The following is a 20655-nucleotide window of genomic DNA, read 5'->3' as shown; positions in this document are numbered from 1 at the left end:
TTTGCTATAGTTTTGCCCACAAAAAAAGCTTGCCTAGAATAGACAAGCTTTTTAGTTTTCGCCTGACTATGCATCAGGCTGATGTACTACTGCTTAGTTGGAGTTCTTGCCGATTTGATCACCGATCAAACCACCCAAGGCTGCACCGCCAATAGTGCCCAATACACCGCCATCCGTAATCACAGCACCAGCTAAACCACCAACCCCAGCGCCGGATACCGCACCTTTTTGACGGCCAGTCATGCCATCCCAAGCGGTACATCCTGCTACAGATGCTAACAACGTTACCAAAACACCAACTTTAGCAATACGGCTGTGAATTTTCATGACGATACTCCTTAAAACTCTGTCAGATAGATATAGCTTAACGGACTTCACTGTCAGGAACGTGTACGGTTTACGACAAATTGTATGGAGAAGAAACAGCCCACTCCAACTTATTTCATTTTACCAGCTTCAACACCGACTTAAAGGCGGGGTTTGCTGGTGTTTCCAACCACTCAAATAAGGCCATTTCCATGGTGACACTTTCTAAACCATGGTATGCCCAACGCTTGCAAGCAGCCTCGTAACTGGAGGGCAAACGTGAACCTATGCCATCTAACACCAAAATAGGATGATAGCCCGCCTGATGCAAGCTCAAGCCTGTTTGCAGTACACAAATATGCGCTTCTGCCCCCAACAACAAAACCTTAGGTCTATGCGTAGGCAGGCTCTCGCGTACCGCTGGTTCACGCAACGCATCAAAATGCGTTTTGGCGATCACTGAATCTACATGCGGCAACAACGACGGATGTGTAGGCCCTATTTTGTCAGGCCAATGCTCGGTAGCCACTACGGGTACCGAGCATAGCTTTGCCCCCTCTATGAAGCGCTGTACTCGCTCCAACAATGCCTCGTGATCCGCAATAGCAGGCAATAATTTCTCCTGCATATCAATCAATAACACACTGCACTGATGTGCTTTCAATAACGCCATAGAGGACTCCTTTAAGGATTATTTCAGGGCTTTGTAACGAATACGTGTAGGTTTGGCAGCTTCCTCACCCAAACGACGACGTTTATCTTCCTCGTACTCTTGGTAGTTACCAGCGAAAAACTCCACATGGGAATCGCCTTCGAACGCCAAAATATGAGTAGCAATACGGTCCAAGAACCAACGATCATGGCTGATCACCATCACACAACCGGCGAATTCCAGCAACGCGTCTTCCAAGGCACGCAATGTTTCAACGTCCAAATCGTTAGACGGCTCATCCAGCAGCAACACGTTACCGCCAGAGATCAATGTCTTGGCCAAGTGCAAACGACCACGCTCACCACCGGACAACTCGCCCACGATCTTGTTCTGATCGGAACCACGGAAGTTGAAACGGCCTACGTATGCACGGGCAGGCATTTCAAAGCGGCCTACGGTCAGGATGTCGGAGCCTTCCGAGATCGCATCAAATACCGACTTATCGTTAGGCAATGAGTCACGCGACTGATCAACATAAGACAAGTTCACTGTTTGACCAATCTCTACGCTACCGGAATCTGGTTGCTCTTCGCCAGCAATCATGCGGAACAGCGTGGATTTACCCGCACCGTTAGGACCGATAATCCCAACAATCGCGCCTGGTGGCACTTTGAAGCTCAGGTCTTCAATCAGCAAACGATCGCCGAAGGACTTATTCACGTTTTTGAACTCAATCACTTCGTTACCCAAACGCTCTGCTACAGGAATAAAGATCTCCTGAGTTTCATTACGTTTTTGGTACTCGTGGGATGCCAATTCCTCAAAGCGATTCAAACGTGCTTTGGACTTAGCCTGACGGCCTTTAGGATTCTGGCGCACCCACTCCAGCTCTTTCTGAATGGTACGTTGGCGAGCGCTTTCAGACGCTTCCTCTTGCTTCAGGCGATCTTCTTTTTGCTCCAACCACGAGCTGTAGTTACCTTTCCAAGGAATACCGTGCCCACGGTCAAGCTCTAGAATCCACTCAGCAGCGTTATCCAAGAAGTATCGATCGTGCGTCACCGCCACAACGGTACCGGGGAATTTGCTCAAGAACTGTTCCAACCAATGCACGCTTTCCGCATCCAAGTGGTTAGTAGGTTCGTCTAGCAACAACATATCTGGTTTGGACAGCAGCAACTGACAGAGCGCTACACGGCGCTTCTCACCACCAGACAGGTTAGCGATTTTGGCATCCCATGGCGGCAAGCGCAGTGCGTCTGCAGCAATTTCCATTTGGGTAGCGATGTCATCACTGCCGCTAGTGGCAGCCGCTTCAATAATTGCTTCCAGCTCACCCTGCTCAGCAGCCAATGCATCGAAGTCAGCATCGGGCTCGGCATAGGCAGCGTACACTTCTTCCAGACGCTGTTTAGCGGTAAATACTGCACCCAAACCCGCCTCTACTTCTTCGCGTACGGTGTGCTCTGGGTTCAGCTTAGGTTCCTGCGGCAGGTAGCCAATGTTCAACCCCGGCATGGGGATGGCTTCACCTTCAATTTCTTTATCCACACCTGCCATAATTTTCAGCAAGGTAGACTTACCTGACCCGTTCAGACCCAGCACACCAATTTTGGCACCAGGAAAGAAAGACAGGGAGATATCACGTAGAATCTGACGTTTGGGAGGGACGATCTTGCCCACCCGGTTCATGGTGTATACAAACTGAGCCATAAATACTCGATGCTAAGAAAAAGGGGAAATAGCAAAGCCCCAATTGTAGGCCAGGCACGGCTCATTACGCTAATGTCAGACGCAACAATGCGGGAAAGCTGCAACCACTGACAAGCCAAAGCTGTGCATCTGCTTTAAAATGATTTTTTATTCTTTTACGACATAAACATGACTGACTCCGCTTCCCTGCTGTTCACCGAAGCCGATATAGACCTGCTGGCACGCACTGCAGACGCCTTGAGCGCCTACTTAGGCAAACCAGTACTCGCCGAAGTCATGGATGCTGGTGAAACGGGTTTTGAATGGGTGATATTCGCCATTCCACTGAATGTGGAAGATGACTCCACCGACATGACGGTTGTGCAAATAGGCGGCGCTAACTCTCGCTTATTGGGTAGCCAAGGTGGTGTGCAATTAGCCGAAAACGAAACCTACAGTTGTAGATTCTTGTGGGCCGTGCAGCGTATAGACATGGAAGGCATACGCTACGTGAAGCTCGACGAGCAAGGCGATGATGTGGGTTGGAGCGAAACGCTGAACGAACTGCTGCCTTTCGACCTAAGCATTGACGACGAGCCTGACGATGAAGAAAGCGATGCACAGATCTTCATCCCCGACGCCCCAAGCCGCACCCTGCACTAATAATTAACGTCGTTTATCCCGCATATATAACGCCCATCCTACTGGCCACATAAGTGCCACCAACAGATGGGCGGTTATGCCTTTCAAGGTATAGCAAGGCGGTTTAGTCTGCTGCGTGGCTTTGCAATGCAACCTGAAACGCGTGTAGCGCGCTGCCGCTTTCAGAAACTCTACCGGTGCATACCTAAACCACGGCATACAGTTGCTCAACGTATCTTGTGCGAGCAACCACAACCCCAGTGCATGTTGTTGGCTATGCCGCCCTTGGTTAGACAACGAGTCTGCGCTGTCGTAATACACCCTAAATACCTGATTCACAAAACGGGTCAAAAATCCGGCTCGCGCAATGGCACGCCACACTAGGCTTTCAGGCACGAAACCCGATACGTGTTCTGGGAACGGGAACTGCCTCAACACCATAGTGTTTAAACAGCCAAACTTCTCGCCCCGCACTTTGTATTGAAAGTTTAGGTCTAACGAGGTCACATCCAAGGGGTCCTCTGGAAACCTATCGCCCACGACCTGGCCGTCTGGCCTTTGGCACAGTCCAACTACCGCTACATAAAAGTGCCGGGACTCAGCAGGGATATTCAGCCACTCTTTTTCTAAGCGACTCAGAGCGTCATCCAGCAGACTATCATCGCTATCTAACGCCACGATCAACTCGCCCTGCGCTAGACGCACCCCTGTATTAAAGGCTGTTTTTTTATGTTGATTAGGTTGCCAGTGATACACAATGGGGAAATTAGCCTCGCCCTGCCAACTCTGTATCAAGCTACGAGTTTCGTCAGTGGATCCATCGTCCACCACCACCCACTCAAAGTTTCGTACGGTCTGTGCACAGAGGGAACGGTAAACCCGCTCTAAGGTATGAGCACGGTTGTAAGACGGGGTCAGTACCGTAAACCGGTACGCCCAACAGGCAGTTGCAGGAGCCATACACCCTCACAAAAGGGAAGTGTTGAGTGAACACCAACTATATTGCTACAAACAGGCATAAAAAAACCACATCCTACTTTCGTAGTTGTGGTTTTTTTATGCTAAAGCATACTGGGCGGAAATCCGCCTACACTACACTTAGGCGCGTTTTACTTTCTCAAGCATTTTGAACACGCCCTTAGGGGAGCGAATGAACAAACGTTTGAAAGCTTTACCCAGGCAACGACGCTCAAGCGTGTTGCGGCGAGTGCGTTTGATTTCTGCCATGCTGATCTCCGAATTCTATAACCCGGCGACAAATAAAAAGCCGCCTTTAGGGACAATCCGAAATTCTACCGTAAACCGCGCTAAGATACAAAGAACCGCGGTCTAATCCTTGGCTACTTTCCTTCCTAACTGTCGTTTTCTCTGCACCATGAGCTCTCAAATACGTCTGTATGGCGCCCGCCAAAACAACCTAAAAAACCTGGATGTCAGCTTTAACAGAGGCGAACTGACAGTGCTAACGGGTGTATCTGGCTCAGGAAAAAGCTCGTTAGCCTTTGATACCTTATATGCTGAAGGCCAGCGCCGCTACGTAGAAACCTTCTCTCCGTATGCGCGACAGTTTTTGGATCGTATGGACAAACCACAGGTAGACCGTATAGAAGGTGTGCTGCCTGCCATTGCCATCGACCAAGTTAACCCTGTGCGTAACTCGCGCAGCTCAGTAGGCACCATGACTGAGCTGAACGACTACCTAAAACTGCTCTATGCCCGTTTAGGAAAACTGTACTGCCGCAGCTGTGCCCACGAAGTAAAACCAGATAGCGCGCAATCCATCGCTGAAGACTTGCAGCAACGCTGCGCAGAGCACGATCCCCGCTTAGTGATTAGCTTTGCTGTCACTGTTCCCGCTAACTTCACCCAAGAAGAAGTAGAAAATTTCTTGGCGCAGCAAGGCTACACCCGCGTTCACAAAGAAAAGCCAGAAGACGCGGTATCTCTGCGCACACTCTATGTAGTGCAAGACCGATTCCGCCTAAGCAAAGCCGAACCCGCACGACTGATGGAAGCCTTAGATGCTGCCCTCACCCACGGTAACGGACAAGTCAGTATCTTTGCATCTCAATCCGCTGACGGTCCTGAACAGGAATGGCGCTACAACAATCGCCTACACTGCACACGCTGCGATATTGATTACCAAACTCCGCTGCCCAGTACCTTTTCGTTCAACTCGCCGTTAGGGGCATGTGAACATTGCCGTGGCTTTGGTCGCGTTATGGGCATTGATTACGGCTTGGTCATTCCTGACGAAAACAAAAGCTTGTTGGAAGGCGCTATACGCCCCTGGCAAAGTGCCTCAAACAAGCAATGCCAAGACGATATGCAACGCTATGCACCTGCTGCTGGCGTACGCTTATCTGCTCCATGGAACACCCTCAGCGAACACGAAAAACATTGGGTAATCTACGGTGCAGACGATTGGAAAGAAAGCCGCAAAGCATGGGAAACCCAATGGTATGGTGTGGCCCGCTTCTTTGATTGGTTAGAAAGTCGTAGTTACCGTATGCACGTGCGAGTGATGCTGTCTAAGTATCGCAGCTACACTCCCTGCCCACACTGCAAAGGCTCGCGTTTAAAACCGGACGCCTTGTTGTGGCGTGTAGGCACCGAATCGCATGATGCCGAAGGCAGTTATCAGCGCTTCATGCCTGTACGCGCGCTGTGGAGCCAAGCACAGCTAGACGCCCTACCCGGCGTACACATCCACGACTTGATGCGTATGCCCATAGATCAGGTCAATGAGTACTTCAAACACTTCCAAACCGGTGGTGTTTTTGATGTAGCTACAGCATTACTGCGCGACGAAGTATGCTCGCGACTGCAATTCTTGTGTGATGTGGGCTTGGGCTATTTGTCCTTAGACAGACAAAGCCGCACCTTATCCGGTGGTGAGGTTCAACGTATTAACCTGACAACGGCACTGGGCACCTCTTTGGTGAACACCTTATTTGTGTTGGATGAACCATCCATAGGTTTGCACCCTCGTGATATGCACCGCATCGTAGAGGTAATGCACCGTCTGCGTAACAACGGCAATACCCTGGTGGTGGTAGAACACGATCCACAAGTCATGGTGGCCGCAGACCGCATTATGGATATAGGCCCCGGCCCCGGTGAACGCGGTGGGCAAATTCTGTTTGATGGCGCGCCTAAAGATCTGCGCAACGCCAACACGCTCACTGGCGATTACCTCAGTGGTAGAAAACGCATACTCGCCCCCAACCCTATGCCGGTGCAAGACAATACACCGCGCCTATTGTTGGAAAACGTCAGCGCTCATAACCTGAAAAATATCAACGTCTCTATTCCATTAGGGCGCTTGGTGTGCGTGACTGGGGTATCCGGTTCAGGCAAATCCACGCTTATTCAAGATGTACTGTACCCCGCCATCCTCAAACACAAAGGCTTAGCTACCGAAGCTCCTGGTGAATTTGGGGCGCTGCTAGGGGCAGAACAGATCGCTGAAGTCTTTATGGTGGATCAAAGCCCCATAGGCAAAACAGCGCGTTCCAACCCGGCCAGTTACGTGGGTGCGTTTGATCCCATACGCAAACTCTTTTCCCGTGCACCGCTGGCACTGGAACGCAGCTATACCCCCGGCATGTTCAGCTTCAACAGTGGCGAAGGCCGCTGCCCTACCTGTGGCGGCACTGGCTTTGAACATATAGAGATGCAGTTCTTGTCAGACGTGTATTTACGCTGCCCTGACTGTGATGGCAAACGCTTCCGCCCCGAAGTGCTAGAAGTAGAAATTGAACACTTAGGTAAACGCGCCAACATTGCCGATGTTTTAGACATGACTGCGCACGAAGCACTGGCATTCTTTGCTGGCCTGCGCGATGTACAACTGGCCCTGACGCCGTTATGCGACGTGGGCTTGGATTACCTGAAATTAGGGCAACCCGTGCCCACCCTATCAGGTGGTGAAGCACAGCGATTGAAACTGGCTGGCCACTTGGCTGGTGCAGCAAAAAGCCCTCTCGCCCAAGCCAGAGTCGCCAAAAAAGGTAACCTATTCCTGTTTGATGAGCCCACTACTGGCCTGCACTTTGATGATATCGCCAAACTGATGCTGGCCTTCCGCAAGTTGTTGGCAGCCGGGCATTCATTAGTGGTGATTGAGCACAATCTGGATATGGTACTGGCAGCCGACTGGGTGATAGACCTAGGCCCTGATGGTGGCTTGTATGGTGGCGAACTGGTCGCCACGGGCACACCTGCCGACCTGATGCTCAGCACCTCGTCCTACACTGGTAAAGCCTTAAAAGAATACCAAGCTAGCATTGTGGGCGAAGGCGCTATCCCTATGCCGGCAATCAAAGAGCCTGCTGCATCGTATGAGCTGCAAAATGTGATCAGCATTTTGAATGCCAAAGAGCACAACCTACAGAATATTAACGTCACCATTCCTCGCGATACCTTTACCGTGATTACCGGTGTATCGGGCTCGGGGAAATCCACCTTGGCCTTCGACATTCTGTTCAATGAAGGTCAGCGCCGTTATTTAGAATCGCTGAATGCATACGCACGCTCTATTGTGCAGCCTGCAGGTAAGCCAGATGTAGATGCCATCTATGGCATTCCGCCTACCGTGGCTATCGAACAGCGCACCAGCCGTGGGGGGCGTAAGTCTACTGTGGCCACGATGACAGAAATCCACCACTTCCTACGCTTGTTGTATGTGAAGTTGGCCACGCAATACTGCCCTACTTGCCATGTGCCCGTTGAGCCGCAAACGGCAGAGCAGATCGTGGCGCAAATCATGACGCAGCATCGTGGTGAACACATAGGTATTTTGGCGCCGTTGGTCAGTGCCCGCAAAGGCTACTACACCGACTTGGCCACATGGGCTGGCAGCAAAGGCTACAGCCATCTGCGTGTGGACGGTGAGTTTATCCCAGTCTCGCCATGGCCGCGCCTAGACCGCTATAAAGAGCACAGCATTGATCTGCCTATTGCTGATCTGATCGTAGACCCCAAAGAAGAACAAGCGCTTCGACAAGCGCTGCACACAGCGTTGGATCACGGCAAAGGTAGCGTGATCGTACTGGCCCCTATTAGCCAAGCCACTAGCGGCACCGTAGAAAGCAGACGCGACAGTGGCCTGCAATTGCAACCGAACACACAGCGCTTTTCTACTAAACGCTCTTGCCCATGCTGCGCCACCAGTTTCCCTGAACCTGATCCGCGCATGTTCTCGTATAACTCCAAGCACGGTTGGTGCCCTAGCTGTTTTGGCACAGGCTTGCAGTTAAAAGGTTTCACTAGTGAGCAAAGCGGTGAAGAAGCTAGCTGGACCACCCAATATGAAGGCGAGGCCCATACCTGCCCAAGCTGCCAAGGTAAACGGTTAAACCCTGTGTCGCTGGCTTTCTCGTGGCGCGACCGCTCTATTGCCGAGCTAGCTGCTCTGCCTGTGGATGAAGCCTGCTCCTTCTTTACCGGCCTGAATACCAAAGGTCGCGAAGAAGATATTGCCCGCGACTTACTGGCTGAAATACGTAGCCGCCTGCACTTTATGGAAGAAGTGGGGCTGGGGTATTTAGCCTTAGACCGCGCCGCCCCCACCCTGTCCGGTGGTGAAGCACAGCGTATACGTCTCGCATCACAACTGGGATCAAACCTGCAAGGGGTGTGCTACGTATTGGATGAACCCACCATTGGGCTGCACCCACGCGACAACAAAATTCTGTTGAACGCCATGCAAAGGCTGGAGTCCAACGGCAATACGTTGGTGGTGGTGGAACACGACGAAGACACCATACGCCAAGCCAAACACATTATCGATATGGGGCCAGGCGCTGGTTCTCGCGGCGGTAAAGTGGTTGCCGAGGGAACGGTAGAAGAAATCATGCAGAACCCTGACTCCCTGACAGGTCGCTATCTGCGTCAGCCTATTGTTCACCCTATGCAGCCACGCCGTCCCATCAACGATGAACATCCTATGCTCACCGTAGTAGGCGCACACCTGCATAACCTGCGTAATGTAGAGGCTCAAGTACCTATAGAACGTCTAACCGTGGTCACTGGTGTATCAGGCTCAGGAAAGTCCACCTTCGCCCGCGAAGTGCTGCTGGATAACCTGCTGCGTACGCTGCCCAAACGTGAAGATGGCCCATGGCAAGGTTGTGTCAGCATCAAAGGCTGGGAACCTTTAGACCGTGTGTTAGAGGTAGACCAAACACCTATTGGTAAAACACCGCGCTCTTGCCCTGCCACCTACATTGGCTTCTGGGACAACATCCGTCGCCTATTAGCCGACACCCGCGATGCCAGAATGCGCGGTTGGAATGCCTCTCGCTTCTCGTTTAATACCGGCGATGGTCGCTGCGCGGCCTGCGGTGGCCAAGGGATGTTGACGCTAGAAATGAGCTTCTTGCCAGACATTAAAGTGCCTTGCGAAAGCTGCCACGGTCAACGCTTCAACGACGATACCCTCAGCATACGCTGGCAAGGTAAAAACGCTGGCGAGATTCTGAAAATGGAAGTGGATGAAGCGGTAGAGTTCTTTGCTACCAGCCCCAAAATTGCCCGCCCATTGAAGCTGATGCAAGACGTAGGCTTGGGATATTTAACCTTAGGCCAAGCCTCGCCCACCTTATCGGGTGGTGAAGCACAGCGCGTTAAACTGGTGACCGAACTCAGCAAAGCCCGTTTGGACGAAGGTGTGATCCGCACAGGTAGAGCCAGCCGACTGCCCCACACCTTGTATGTGCTAGACGAGCCTACTGTTGGTCTGTCTATTCCCGATACCGAAAAACTGATCCATGTGCTGCACCGTCTTACCGATGCGGGCAACACGGTCATGGTGATTGAACACAACTTGGATGTGATTGCCGAAGCCGACTGGATTGTAGACTTAGGCCCCGAAGGGGGTTCTGGTGGTGGTCGTTTGGTAGTACAAGCAGACCCAGACGTTGTTCGTCGCACCAAAGCCTCCCATACCGGTATGGCTCTCAACGAATTTTTAACCCCCTGATTCATGTATTGTCGTTTTGAAAACCGCCTGACTCGTCAGGCGTTAGTGCTAGAAAACCCAGTTGATCGCGTGGCTGCTTACCATGCAGACGAATTGCCGGCGGTCTTTGAGGCTATTCGTCGCGCTCAGCAAAAAGGGCTGTGGACAAGTTTATTGCTGGACTATGAGTTAGGCGCTGCCATGTTGGGCATAGCCCAAACCACAGGCTCTAGTGCAGCCCCTTTGCTCACCGCCCAGTTTTATCACTCTGCACAACATACCCAACCGTGGGAGTCCGCAGAACACGAACCCACTTTGCGCTGTACATTAGTACAGAAAAAAGCAGATTACATTCGTGCCATAGAACGCATACGCACTGACATTCACAACGGCGAATACTACCAAGCCAATTACACCGTCCCCATTCACGTACACAGTGACCAAGCGCCCGAACAGGTGTACAGAGCATTGGCTCAACGTCACCCCACAGCCTACTCGGCGTTCATCCAAGACGAAGACCGCCAGATCGCCTCGTTTTCTCCAGAGCTATTTGTAGAACGCACAGGTGATCTACTACGCGTGCGCCCCATGAAAGGCACTCGCCCACGCTTCACTGATCCAATTGAAGATCAAGCTTCTGCCCACGCCTTACGCCACAGTGAAAAAGACTGTGCGGAAAACGTCATGATTGTTGATTTGCTGCGTAATGACTTGGGGAGGTTGGCACGCCCAGGCAGCGTTAAGGTGGAATCCTTACTGAGTGTGGAACAGTACCCCTCGGTGTGGACCATGACATCCACCATCCAAGCGCTGTGTGATGAACACGATATTGAACAACTGCTACTGGCTTTGTTCCCTTGCGGCTCCATCACTGGTGCACCCAAACTGGCTGCAATGACCGCTTTACAAGCCCTAGAACAACGCCAGCGCGGTATTTATTGCGGCAGCATAGGCTGGCTAGCACCTCAGGGGGATTTCCGCTTTAACGTGGCAATACGCACGCTGGAGTTCCACACCAATCATGAGGCCATTTTTGGTGTGGGCGGAGGCATTGTGCACGATTCCGATCCCGAACTAGAATGGCAAGAACTGCTTTGGAAAGCACGTATTCTGGGCAGCCCTATTCTTACCCAATAAGGACGAAGTCATGAGCATACATCCCACGCTAATTGAAACCATGCGCGTAGAACATGCCCAGATCGCCCTGCTGCAACCGCATTTAGATCGCTTGCAACGTTCAGCACAGCAACTGAATTACACCTTTTGCCGCGACAACATCAGCGCACACATAGCACAGTACGTAGCCTCACTTGAAGATGGGGTGTGGCGCTTGCGTCTTACCTTGGATAACGAAGGGCAGCCCGTTTTAGAACACTCTGCTCTTGCACCGGATATAGAGCCTGTGCCTATCCTGCTGGCAGACACTCCCTTACCCGAAAGCCCCTGGTTAGGCATCAAAAGTAGCCATAGACCGTGGTACCAAGCCGCCACCCAAACGTTGCTCCATCAGCCACAATTGTTTGATGTGATTTTCTGCAATCAACAAGGCGAGCTATGCGAAGGCAGTCGCAGCAATATTTATGTGCAACGCGATGGCGAGTGGCTTACACCGCCTTTACGCTGTGGACTATTACCGGGGGTAATGCGTGAACAATTGCTGCAAAGCGGCCAAGCTAAAGAAGCGGTGTTAACCCCCGCTGACTTGCAACACGCGCAAGCCATACGGGTATCCAATGCCTTACGTGGCTGGCTGAATGCCACACTGGTGAATTAACCCGCCTGTTTCGCCACAATCCTATTAATGGCTAATTGCGCAGCGGCCAGCCCCATGCTGGCCGTTAGTGTCACTGCTGAACCATAACCCGCACACGACAACCCTTGTGGCGCTTCTGGGCTTTCCCCCTGCTTCCACAGTTCAGGCATTACAGCGGTCTCTTCCACCCACAAACATGTCACACCCATTTTAGGAATGCGTGCGCCCTTTTCTGCTTTGGGTCTAGGAAAACCGTGTTGGCGGCGTAATTGATTACGTAATCTGGCCAATAATGCATCGTGCGAGGTTTGTGAAAGGTCACTGCTACGCAACGCCAACACATCACGTTTTCCACCAGCAGCACCGCACACAATCAAAGGCACCTTGCACCGCTTAGCCTCCACCACCATCGCTAACTTAGCGCTAATCTGATCGGTGCAATCAATCAACACATCAGGCTGCAACTGCAGCAGCTCAGCGATGTTGTCGGCACTGACAAAATCATCCACGATCTCTACCTGAGCCTGTGGATTAATGTCCGCGATACGTTCGGCCATGGCCAGAGCTTTGGCCTTACCGATGGTGCTACCTAAGGCGGGTAACTGGCGATTAATGTTGGATTCGGCAATATGGTCCAAATCGATCAGCGTGATTTTCCCTACGCCATGACGCGCCACCGCTTCCGCACACCAGCTACCCACCCCGCCAATACCGGCGATCATAATGTGTGCAGCGGCAAAGCCAGCTGTACTGCCTGCACCGTATAAACGGTCCAGAGCACCAAAACGTCGTTCAAAGCTTTCGCTCATTGCTACTATCCTTTGCATTCAAAACAGCGCGCTTGCGTGAATTACCCCACATTTTAACGCGTGGTTTCGCCAGTCGTGGCCGGTTGTTCTACAATACAAGACTATATTCTGTCAATGGAATCTTCTACTAAGCCATTACCGTGAACACCTATCCTGTTTCTGACGTACCCACTCCCGCATCCTTTAAGGTGCTTAGTGACGCTGAACGTAATCAATCCATGCAACATAGCTTGGCACACTGGACTCCCGGAACGGATGTCTGGGTCTATGGCTACGGTTCTTTGATCTGGCGCCCAGAATTTGATTTTCTGGAGCAACGTCATGCCAGATTGCATGGTTACCACCGCTCGTTGTGTTTGTGGTCGCACATCAACCGCGGCACTCCGGAACGCCCGGGAGTAGTTTTTGGTCTGGATAATGGTGGCTCATGTCGTGGTATGGCCTTTAGGATTGCCGGTCACGAAGTACCCGAAGCCTTTGACGCCTTATGGCGCAGGGAAATGCCTAGCGGTGCATATATTCCGCGCTGGTTGCCATGCCATACCGAACACGGCATGGTGAATGCACTGGTGTTTGTGATGAACCGCAGCTATCAAGGCTACGTGCCCCGCATGCCGTTAGAGCAGTTGATCCATGTGATTTATGGTGCTCACGGCATCAATGGCCCCTGCATTGAATACGTAATGGAAACAGCCGAGGCCCTAAAAAGGTCTAAAATTGAAGACAAACGACTGCAATCCTTAGTGCAAGCATTGCAAAACAGTTCGTCACTACTCTCTTCCTCAGCTTTACAGACAGCCTGACCATGAAACTTTCTGATTACCGCAACGAATACACCCGATTCACGCTGGACGAAAGCGGGCTGGACCCTAATCCCCGTGTTCAGTTTCACCACTGGCTAAAAGAAGCCATGGACGACAATGCCATTGAGCCTACTGCCATGACATTGTCCACCGTGAATGCCGAAGGCCAACCTACCTCACGCATTGTTTTGCTGAAGAACTACGAAGAAGATGGTCTGCGTTTCTTCACAAACTTCGACTCACGTAAAGGCCAAGACTTGGCCCATAACGACCGTGCTTGCTTGATGTTCTTCTGGCCTAGCCTGCACCGCCAAGTACGTTTTGAAGGCCGTGTACACAAGCTGAGCGCGGAAATTGCTGAGGAATACTTCCACAGCCGCCCTGTAGAATCCCGTATCAGCGCGCTTGCTTCACCACAAAGCCAGCCCGTACGCCGCAGCGATCTAGAACAACGTGTGCAAGAGTTGCAAAAACAGTATGGTGATCACCCACCACGCCCAGAAAACTGGGGCGGCTACGTGTTAGTGCCTGAGCACATTGAATTTTGGCAAGGTCGTGCCTGCCGTTTGCACGACAGATTTGTGTTTAATCTCACAGATTCTGAGTGGACTGTATCGCGTTTAGCGCCTTGATATGGTAGTGTATGCCGCCATGTCTGAACAGCTTTCTCCCCCTGCATTTGATACACCTTTTTTCAAATCTGCGCTAAGCCGCTTTGCTACAGGTGTCACCGTAATTACTACCGAAGGGCTCGCGCCTGAGTGCGAGCCGTGGGGTCTTACGGCCAGTTCATTTAACACGTTATCGCTGGACCCTCCACTCATCGTTTGGTCGCTGGATAAAAAAGCCCGATCATTGCCACACTTTCTACACGCACCAAGCTACGTCATCCACGTGCTGGGGGCTTCTCAAGAAAAAATGGCCAAACGCTTTGCAATGGGCCCTCAAGCCGAACGTTTTCACGGCCATCCATTAGGTCGTGCACCGGGTGGCACCTTAATGCTGGAAGATCAGGGCTTGTGCGCCTGGTTCGAGTGTCGCAATGTTAGCCAACATGAAACAGGCGATCACTACCTGTTTATTGGTCAGGTAGAACACTGTATGCACACTGATACCGCCCCTCTGATTTATCACGCCAGCAAGTTTGCGCTGACCCCGCGTTAAGCTTTACCAAACAATTTTAATTATCTTCTACACCTCACAATGTCTGACTACATCCTGACCCTTTCCTGTCCTGATCGCACAGGTATCGTCCACGCCGTTACTGGTTGGCTGCTGGAACAACACGGTAACGTGGTTCAAGCCCAGCAATTTGGCGATGCAGAAACCGAGCGTTTCTTCCTGCGCATTCACTTTTCTTTGTCAGGTAAAGAGACCAATGTCACAGAACTGAACGAGGCCTTTTCTCCACTGGCCACCGAGTTCAACATGGATGCTCACATCTATGATGCCAGCCGTAAAGCACGCATCTTGATTCTGGTCAGCCGTCAGGGTCACTGCTTGAACGACTTGTTGTTCCGCACACATAGTGGTCAGTTGCCTGTAGAAATTGCAGCGGTGTTGTCCAACCACCAAGACCACGCCACGCTGGCATCGTCTTACAACATCCCCTTCCACCACCTACCTGTTACGGCTGAAACCAAGCAAGAACAAGAACAACAAATTCTGCGTTTCGTAGACACACTGGGTATTGATCTGGTTGTGTTGGCCCGTTACATGCAAATCTTGTCACCTGAACTGTGCCGTGCGTTGTCTGGTCGTGCCATCAACATTCACCACAGTTTCTTGCCTAGCTTCAAAGGCGCACGTCCTTACCACCAAGCGCATGCTCGCGGTGTGAAGATCATTGGTGCAACGGCTCACTACGTGACTGAAGATTTGGATGAAGGCCCAATCATCGAGCAAGATATCGAGCGCGTGAACCACTCTATGAGTGCCCACGAACTGACCCAAGTGGGTAGTGATGTGGAATCACTGGTGCTGTCCCGCGCAGTAGCGGCACACGTTCAGCATCGTATTTTGCTGAACGGTCAGCGTACGATTGTGTTCCGTTAAGACGGTAAGCTGTTGTACAGGGGCTGAGTTTTCTCTTCCCCTAGGTAGCTAGACTGAAGAACCTCTGGTGTTGTTGCGCCAGAGGTTCTTTGTTTTTGCTGTGCTAGCCACTACAGTCAGTGGTGGGAACTTTGATACCGCATTCATCGCACATGTCGGGGAACTGCAGGAATACTTTTTGTGATTTGAGACACCAAATCACAAAAGTTTCCTCTCCGTCCCCCGGTTGTTCTGAGTGTGGATAGGTTTACTGCCCTTTCTTCAGTAATAGTGGCTTCGTATTTGGGTATCCTGCTTGGCTCTCGGTTACTTGCTAAGGTGGCTGCGAGAATGCCACATTCATCGCACGCGCTACCAGTAATGAGTATGCGTGGTGCTGTATTCATCGCACATGTCGGGGAACTGCAGGAATACTTTTTGTGATTTGAGACACCAAATCAAAAAAGTTTCCTCTCCGTCCCCCGGTTGTTCTGAGTGTGGATAGGTTTACTGCCCTTTCTTTTGTGTTATTGGCACAGCTTGATCCAATTGGGATGCAAGTGTTTAGATCTTCTGTAATGTCAGCTGTACCATCAGAAAATACAGTTTAGTTGTTTCGATGAAGGCAGAAAATGCCGAGATTATCAGCACACAGAATAGGTAGGCGTCTTCAGAAACTGCTAAACATGCCCCTTCATCTGCCACAGAAGTACCCATTAGCTTCAACGGCAACCACACTAAAAACCGTGGCAAGCGATGGAGGGAAAACGGAGGAAAGTATTTTTTTATTTGGTGGTCAAATTAAAAAATACTTTTCGCAGTGCTAGCTACAGCAGCCAGTGGTGAGTACGTTGGTGCTGCATTCATCGCTCACGTTGAGAATTGCAGGAGTACTTTTTGTGATTTGAGACACCAAACCACAAAGACTTCCTCTCAGTCCCCCGAAATCCTAAATATCGTTAGCCCTTCGCCGGCAATCCCAATCTACGTTTCAACCAATCCCTGAAGGCCACTAACGCTTCCATATTTTCGTTATCCACAGGATAGCTGAAGAAATAAGCCTCGCGCCCAGCCAAAGTACCTTCGTGCGCCGTCACTAAACTGCCGTTTTGCAATTCGGTCTCAACGAGAAATCTTGGGATTAGCCCTACACCCATACCAGCACGCACCGCCAACAGAGTTAAGGAAAACAGTTCATAACGTGGTCCAGCTTCGGCCAACGGTAAGTGCTCAAGCCCCTGTTCTCGATACCACATGCGCCATGCATCTGGCCTAGAGATCATGTGCAAGTGCGTCATCTTTTGTATCTGGCCTTGGGCATGCTCCAAGGTAGCAGGTGTGCACACTGGCACTAGGTCACTTTCCTCAAATAGCTTGATGCCCTGCGTGCGTGGCCATAGTTGTGCGGCGTGATAAATAGCCGCATCAAAGGGGTTATCCGCAAACTGAAAGGGCAATGTGCGTATGGATAAGTTGATGGTGATGTCGGGACGCACTTTGGCAAACTCAGCCAGAATGGGCATCAACCACACTGTCGCCAACGTGGGCAGAACGGCTAAGTGCAAACTGCGCCCCAAGGCTGAGCGCGTCATCAAACTGAGCGTGTCTTTTTCCAGTTGTTCTAGATGCAAACGTACGCGCGCAGCGTATTCTGCCCCCGCATCCGTCAATGCAATACGACGTCGTACTCGTGTGAGCAATTGCACGCCTAGGCTTTCCTCTAGCCCGGAGACCTGTCGGTACACCGCACTATGTGTGAGCGACAGCTCTTCTGCCGCACGCGAAAATGACCCCAATCGCGCAGTGGCTTCAAACGCCTGTAACGCCCCTAAACTTGGTACTCCGTGTCTCATGGTTTACCCGTATCCCATAACAAATGTTGCGCTGCAACTATCTGCTGCACCAAACATTCTCTACTATATTTTTTGGTCGTGCATTTAACACACGATGTTGTGCAATTTTATCAATTGATTTGTGCCACAAACGCACATAACCTGCAACTATGACTACTACTACAAAAACACATATGCAACACTCCCGTTTAGGTGGCCATCTGCTGGTAGACCAGTTGGTCAAACAAGGTGTTGAGCACGTATTCTGCGTGCCAGGTGAAAGTTACCTGGCCGTATTAGACGGGCTGCACGACGCCAAGGTTGATATTACCGTATGCCGTCAAGAAGGAGGCGCAGCCATGATGGCTGACGCTTATGGCAAGCTGACGGGCCAACCCGGGATTTGTATGGTCACACGTGGCCCCGGTGCATCCAACGCACTGGCTGGCATACACATTGCTAAACAAGATTCCACCCCTCTGATTTTATTTGTAGGCCAAATCGAACGAGGCATGCGCGAGCGCGAAGCCTTCCAAGAAATGGATTACCGCGCTGTGTTTGGTACGCAGTGCAAATGGGTAACTGAGATCGATCAGGTTGATCGCATTCCTGAAATCATTGCTCGCGCCTTTCATATTGCCACCAGCGGACGTCCCGGCCCAGTAGTCATAGCCTTGCCGGAAGACATGCTGGTAGAAACCAGCACCGCCCCTGATGCTCGTATTCCTGAGCCTGTCAGTGGTGGCCTAAGTAGTAGTCAATTGCAGTCACTGGATAGCCTACTGTCTAACGCCAAAAAACCATTGGCGATTCTGGGTGGTAGCGGCTGGACAGCGGAAAGCCGCAAAGCTTTCCAAGATTTTGCTGAAAAGAATCACCTACCAGTTGCCGTACAGTTCAGACGGCAAGCGCTGTTTTCAGCAGACCACCCTAACTACATTGGGGATGTGGGCTTGGGCGTGAATCCTAAACTGATTGCTGCCATCAAAGAAGCCGACACAATTTTGCTGTTGGGTGGACGTATGTCCGAGGTGCCTAGCCAAAGCTACACCTTGTTTGATATTCCTACCCCGCATCAAACCCTGATCCATGTACACCCCGACATCAGCGAGCTAAACCGCACCTACCAAAACACGCTTGGTATTGCCCTTAGCCCCAAAGATTTCGTGGCTGCTTTGCCTGAACAGCTAAGTAACAAAGCAGATGCAGAACGCGTCAAAACGCTGCATCAAAGCTATTTGGACTGGAGCAACCCAGACGCCATTCGCAGCCCTGGCAAGTTCCAGATGGCGGATGTAATGCGTCATTTGCGTACTGCTTTGCCCGCTGATGCCATTATGTGTAACGGCGCTGGCAACTATGCAACGTGGCTACACCGCTTCCACCGCTTTAACAAATTTGGTACACAGCTAGCCCCTACCTCTGGCTCTATGGGCTATGGTTTACCTGCTGCGGTAGCGGCCAAACGTATTAATCCTGAATCCACCGTAGTCTGCTTTGCGGGTGACGGCTGCTTCATGATGCACGGCCAAGAATTTGCCACAGCCGTGCAATACGACCTGCCTATTATCGTTTTGCTGATTGATAACGGTATGTACGGCACCATCCGTATGCACCAAGAACGTGAATACCCTGGCCGTGTTTCTGCCACGGTATTGAACAACCCCGACTTCGCCCGTTATGCTGAAGCCTTTGGTGGCTACGGCGAACGGGTAGAAAATAGTGCCGATTTCCCAGCCGCTTTTGAACGAGCACGGGCAAGCGGCAAACCCGCCATTTTGCATTGTTTGCAGGACCCCCAAGCCATTACACCAAGTATGAGTTTGGACCAGATCCGCGAACATGCGCTTAACACTCAACATCGTTAGAACACTAGGAGAATCACATGTCCAGCAAGCCTTCTTTTCACTGGGAAGACCCTCTCTTGCTATCCACGCAGTTGACGGAAGAAGAGCGTATGGTGCGCGATGCGGCGCATGCGTATGCCCAGGAAAAACTGGCACCTCGCGTGCTGGAAGCTTTCCGCAATGAGCAAACAGATGTATCCATTTTCCGTGAAATGGGTGAGCTGGGCTTGCTGGGACCAACTATTCCTGAAGAATACGGTGGCTCTGGCCTGAACTACGTGTGCTACGGTTTGATCGCTAGAGAAGTGGAATACGTAGACTCCGGTTACCGTTCCATGATGAGCGTACAGTCCTCTTTGGTGATGGTACCTATCAACGAATTCGGTAGCGAAGAGCAGAAAAAGAAATACCTGCCTAAACTGGCTTCCGGCGAATGGATCGGTTGTTTTGGTTTGACAGAGCCTAACCACGGTTCCGACCCAGGCGGCATGGAAACACGCGCCGTTAAAACTAGCGACGGCTACCTGCTGACCGGTGCCAAAATGTGGATCACTAACTCCCCTATCGCGGATGTATTCGTTGTATGGGCGAAGGTAGTTGGCGGTGAAGACGACGGCAAAATCCGTGGCTTCATCTTGGAAAAAGGCATGAAAGGTTTGTCCGCTCCTGCTATACACGGCAAAGTTGGTCTGCGTGCTTCCATCACGGGTGAAATCGTCATGGACGAAGTGCCTGTATCAGAAGCTCAAATGCTGCCTAAAGTGACTGGTCTGCGTGGCCCATTCACTTGCTTGAACTCCGCTCGTTACGGTATTGCTTGGGGTGCTCTGGGTGCTGCAGAAAGCTGCTGGCACACTGCACGTCAGTACACACTGGATCGCAAACAGTTTGGTCGCCCCTTGGCTGCTAACCAATTGATCCAGAAAAAACTGGCCGACATGCAAACTGAAATCACATTGGGCTTACAAGGTTGCTTGCGCTTGGGCCGCATGAAAGACGAAGGTATTGCTGCTGTAGAAATCACCTCCATCATGAAACGCAACTCTTGCGGTAAATCTTTGGATATTGCACGTTTGGCACGTGACATGCTGGGTGGTAACGGTATCTCCGACGAGTTCGGTGTTGCCCGCCACTTGGTGAACTTGGAAGTTGTGAACACCTATGAAGGTACACACGACGTTCACGCCCTGATATTGGGCCGTGCACAAACAGGTCTGCAAGCCTTCTATTAATCAAAAGCAGTGCTGGTCTTTTTTACGTGAAGATCCGCTTTTTTGGAGCACCCTTACCCAAGGGTGCTTTTTTTTGCTTATAACCAAAC

At 51.3% G+C, this 20655-nt stretch carries 17 protein-coding genes; 10 read left to right on the top strand and 7 right to left on the bottom strand.

All coding sequences use genetic code 11. The features are described 5' to 3' along the window. Positions 1 to 93: 93 nt before the first annotated feature. From ACLO87_RS03450 to ettA, 3 genes are all read right to left on the bottom strand, one after another. Positions 94 to 327 (bottom strand): glycine zipper 2TM domain-containing protein, encoded by a 234-nt coding sequence (locus tag ACLO87_RS03450; protein WP_135861574.1) that lies wholly within the window; start codon positions 325 to 327, stop codon positions 94 to 96. A gap of 115 nt (positions 328 to 442) precedes the next feature. Next, positions 443 to 979, bottom strand: coding sequence for an isochorismatase family protein (locus ACLO87_RS03445; RefSeq protein ID WP_135861573.1), 537 nt, complete (start codon positions 977 to 979; stop codon positions 443 to 445). Positions 980 to 997: 18 nt separating this feature from the next. Then, entirely contained in the window at positions 998 to 2671 is a 1674-nt protein-coding gene (ettA, locus tag ACLO87_RS03440) for an energy-dependent translational throttle protein EttA (RefSeq protein ID WP_135861572.1), read from the bottom strand. 168 nt (positions 2672 to 2839) lie between these two features. On the opposite strand from ettA, the gene ACLO87_RS03435 reads away from it, so the two are divergent. After that, on the top strand, positions 2840 to 3313 hold the full coding sequence (locus ACLO87_RS03435; RefSeq protein WP_135861571.1) for a hypothetical protein: 474 nt from the start codon (positions 2840 to 2842) through the stop codon (positions 3311 to 3313). A gap of 3 nt (positions 3314 to 3316) precedes the next feature. Here the strand turns inward: ACLO87_RS03435 and ACLO87_RS03430 are convergent, their stop codons facing one another. Next, positions 3317 to 4252, bottom strand: a complete 936-nt coding sequence (locus tag ACLO87_RS03430) for a glycosyltransferase family 2 protein (RefSeq protein WP_135861570.1) — start codon at positions 4250 to 4252, stop codon at positions 3317 to 3319. Between the two features lie 138 nt (positions 4253 to 4390). After that, positions 4391 to 4519 carry a hypothetical protein gene (locus ACLO87_RS03425; RefSeq protein ID WP_278249003.1) on the bottom strand — a complete coding sequence of 43 codons (129 nt, stop codon included), beginning with the start codon at positions 4517 to 4519 and terminating at the stop codon, positions 4391 to 4393. Between the two features lie 148 nt (positions 4520 to 4667). Here ACLO87_RS03425 and uvrA point away from each other — a divergent pair, with 148 nt between their 5' ends. From uvrA to ACLO87_RS03410, 3 genes are read left to right on the top strand one after another with little or no spacing between them, the layout of a single operon-like run. Further along, complete coding sequence (gene uvrA, locus ACLO87_RS03420; protein WP_430222789.1) at positions 4668 to 10277, top strand: excinuclease ABC subunit UvrA; 5610 nt, start codon at positions 4668 to 4670, stop codon at positions 10275 to 10277. Positions 10278 to 10280: 3 nt separating this feature from the next. After that, positions 10281 to 11393 (top strand): aminodeoxychorismate synthase component I, encoded by a 1113-nt coding sequence (gene pabB / locus ACLO87_RS03415; RefSeq protein ID WP_430222788.1) that lies wholly within the window; start codon positions 10281 to 10283, stop codon positions 11391 to 11393. Between the two features lie 10 nt (positions 11394 to 11403). Further along, positions 11404 to 12030, top strand: coding sequence for an aminotransferase class IV (locus ACLO87_RS03410; RefSeq protein WP_430222787.1), 627 nt, complete (start codon positions 11404 to 11406; stop codon positions 12028 to 12030). Here ACLO87_RS03410 and ACLO87_RS03405 read toward each other — a convergent pair. Next, on the bottom strand, positions 12027 to 12818 hold the full coding sequence (locus ACLO87_RS03405; RefSeq protein ID WP_430222786.1) for a tRNA threonylcarbamoyladenosine dehydratase: 792 nt from the start codon (positions 12816 to 12818) through the stop codon (positions 12027 to 12029). The two genes, ACLO87_RS03410 and ACLO87_RS03405, sit on opposite strands and share 4 nt — an antisense overlap. A gap of 218 nt (positions 12819 to 13036) precedes the next feature. Between ACLO87_RS03405 and ACLO87_RS03400 the strand changes: the two genes are divergently transcribed. The 4 genes from ACLO87_RS03400 to purU are packed head-to-tail and all read left to right on the top strand — an operon-like array spanning position 13037 to position 15676. After that, positions 13037 to 13621: a gamma-glutamylcyclotransferase gene (locus ACLO87_RS03400; protein ID WP_135861589.1), complete on the top strand. Its 585-nt coding sequence runs from the start codon at positions 13037 to 13039 to the stop codon at positions 13619 to 13621. A gap of 2 nt (positions 13622 to 13623) precedes the next feature. After that, on the top strand, positions 13624 to 14253 hold the full coding sequence (gene pdxH, locus ACLO87_RS03395) for a pyridoxamine 5'-phosphate oxidase (protein WP_135861565.1): 630 nt from the start codon (positions 13624 to 13626) through the stop codon (positions 14251 to 14253). 19 nt (positions 14254 to 14272) lie between these two features. Continuing rightward, positions 14273 to 14785 (top strand): flavin reductase family protein, encoded by a 513-nt coding sequence (locus ACLO87_RS03390; RefSeq protein ID WP_135861564.1) that lies wholly within the window; start codon positions 14273 to 14275, stop codon positions 14783 to 14785. A 39-nt stretch (positions 14786 to 14824) separates the two neighbouring features. Beyond that, positions 14825 to 15676, top strand: coding sequence for a formyltetrahydrofolate deformylase (purU, locus tag ACLO87_RS03385; protein ID WP_135861563.1), 852 nt, complete (start codon positions 14825 to 14827; stop codon positions 15674 to 15676). 938 nt (positions 15677 to 16614) lie between these two features. On the opposite strand, the gene ACLO87_RS03380 is transcribed toward purU, so the two are convergent. Further along, a complete protein-coding gene (locus ACLO87_RS03380) occupies positions 16615 to 17508 on the bottom strand; it encodes a LysR family transcriptional regulator (protein ID WP_135861562.1) in 894 nt (297 codons plus the stop codon). 149 nt (positions 17509 to 17657) lie between these two features. On the opposite strand from ACLO87_RS03380, the gene ACLO87_RS03375 reads away from it, so the two are divergent. Continuing rightward, positions 17658 to 19355 (top strand): thiamine pyrophosphate-binding protein, encoded by a 1698-nt coding sequence (locus ACLO87_RS03375; RefSeq protein ID WP_430222785.1) that lies wholly within the window; start codon positions 17658 to 17660, stop codon positions 19353 to 19355. Between the two features lie 17 nt (positions 19356 to 19372). Next, entirely contained in the window at positions 19373 to 20566 is a 1194-nt protein-coding gene (locus ACLO87_RS03370) for an acyl-CoA dehydrogenase (protein WP_135861560.1), read from the top strand. Positions 20567 to 20655 lie beyond the last annotated feature (89 nt).

This window comes from Paenalcaligenes sp. Me52 (assembly GCF_050487965.1).
Lineage (GTDB): Bacteria > Pseudomonadota > Gammaproteobacteria > Burkholderiales > Burkholderiaceae_B > Paenalcaligenes.
Note: the sequence above shows the minus strand (reverse complement) of the source record. Positions and strands in the feature narration are given on the sequence as shown.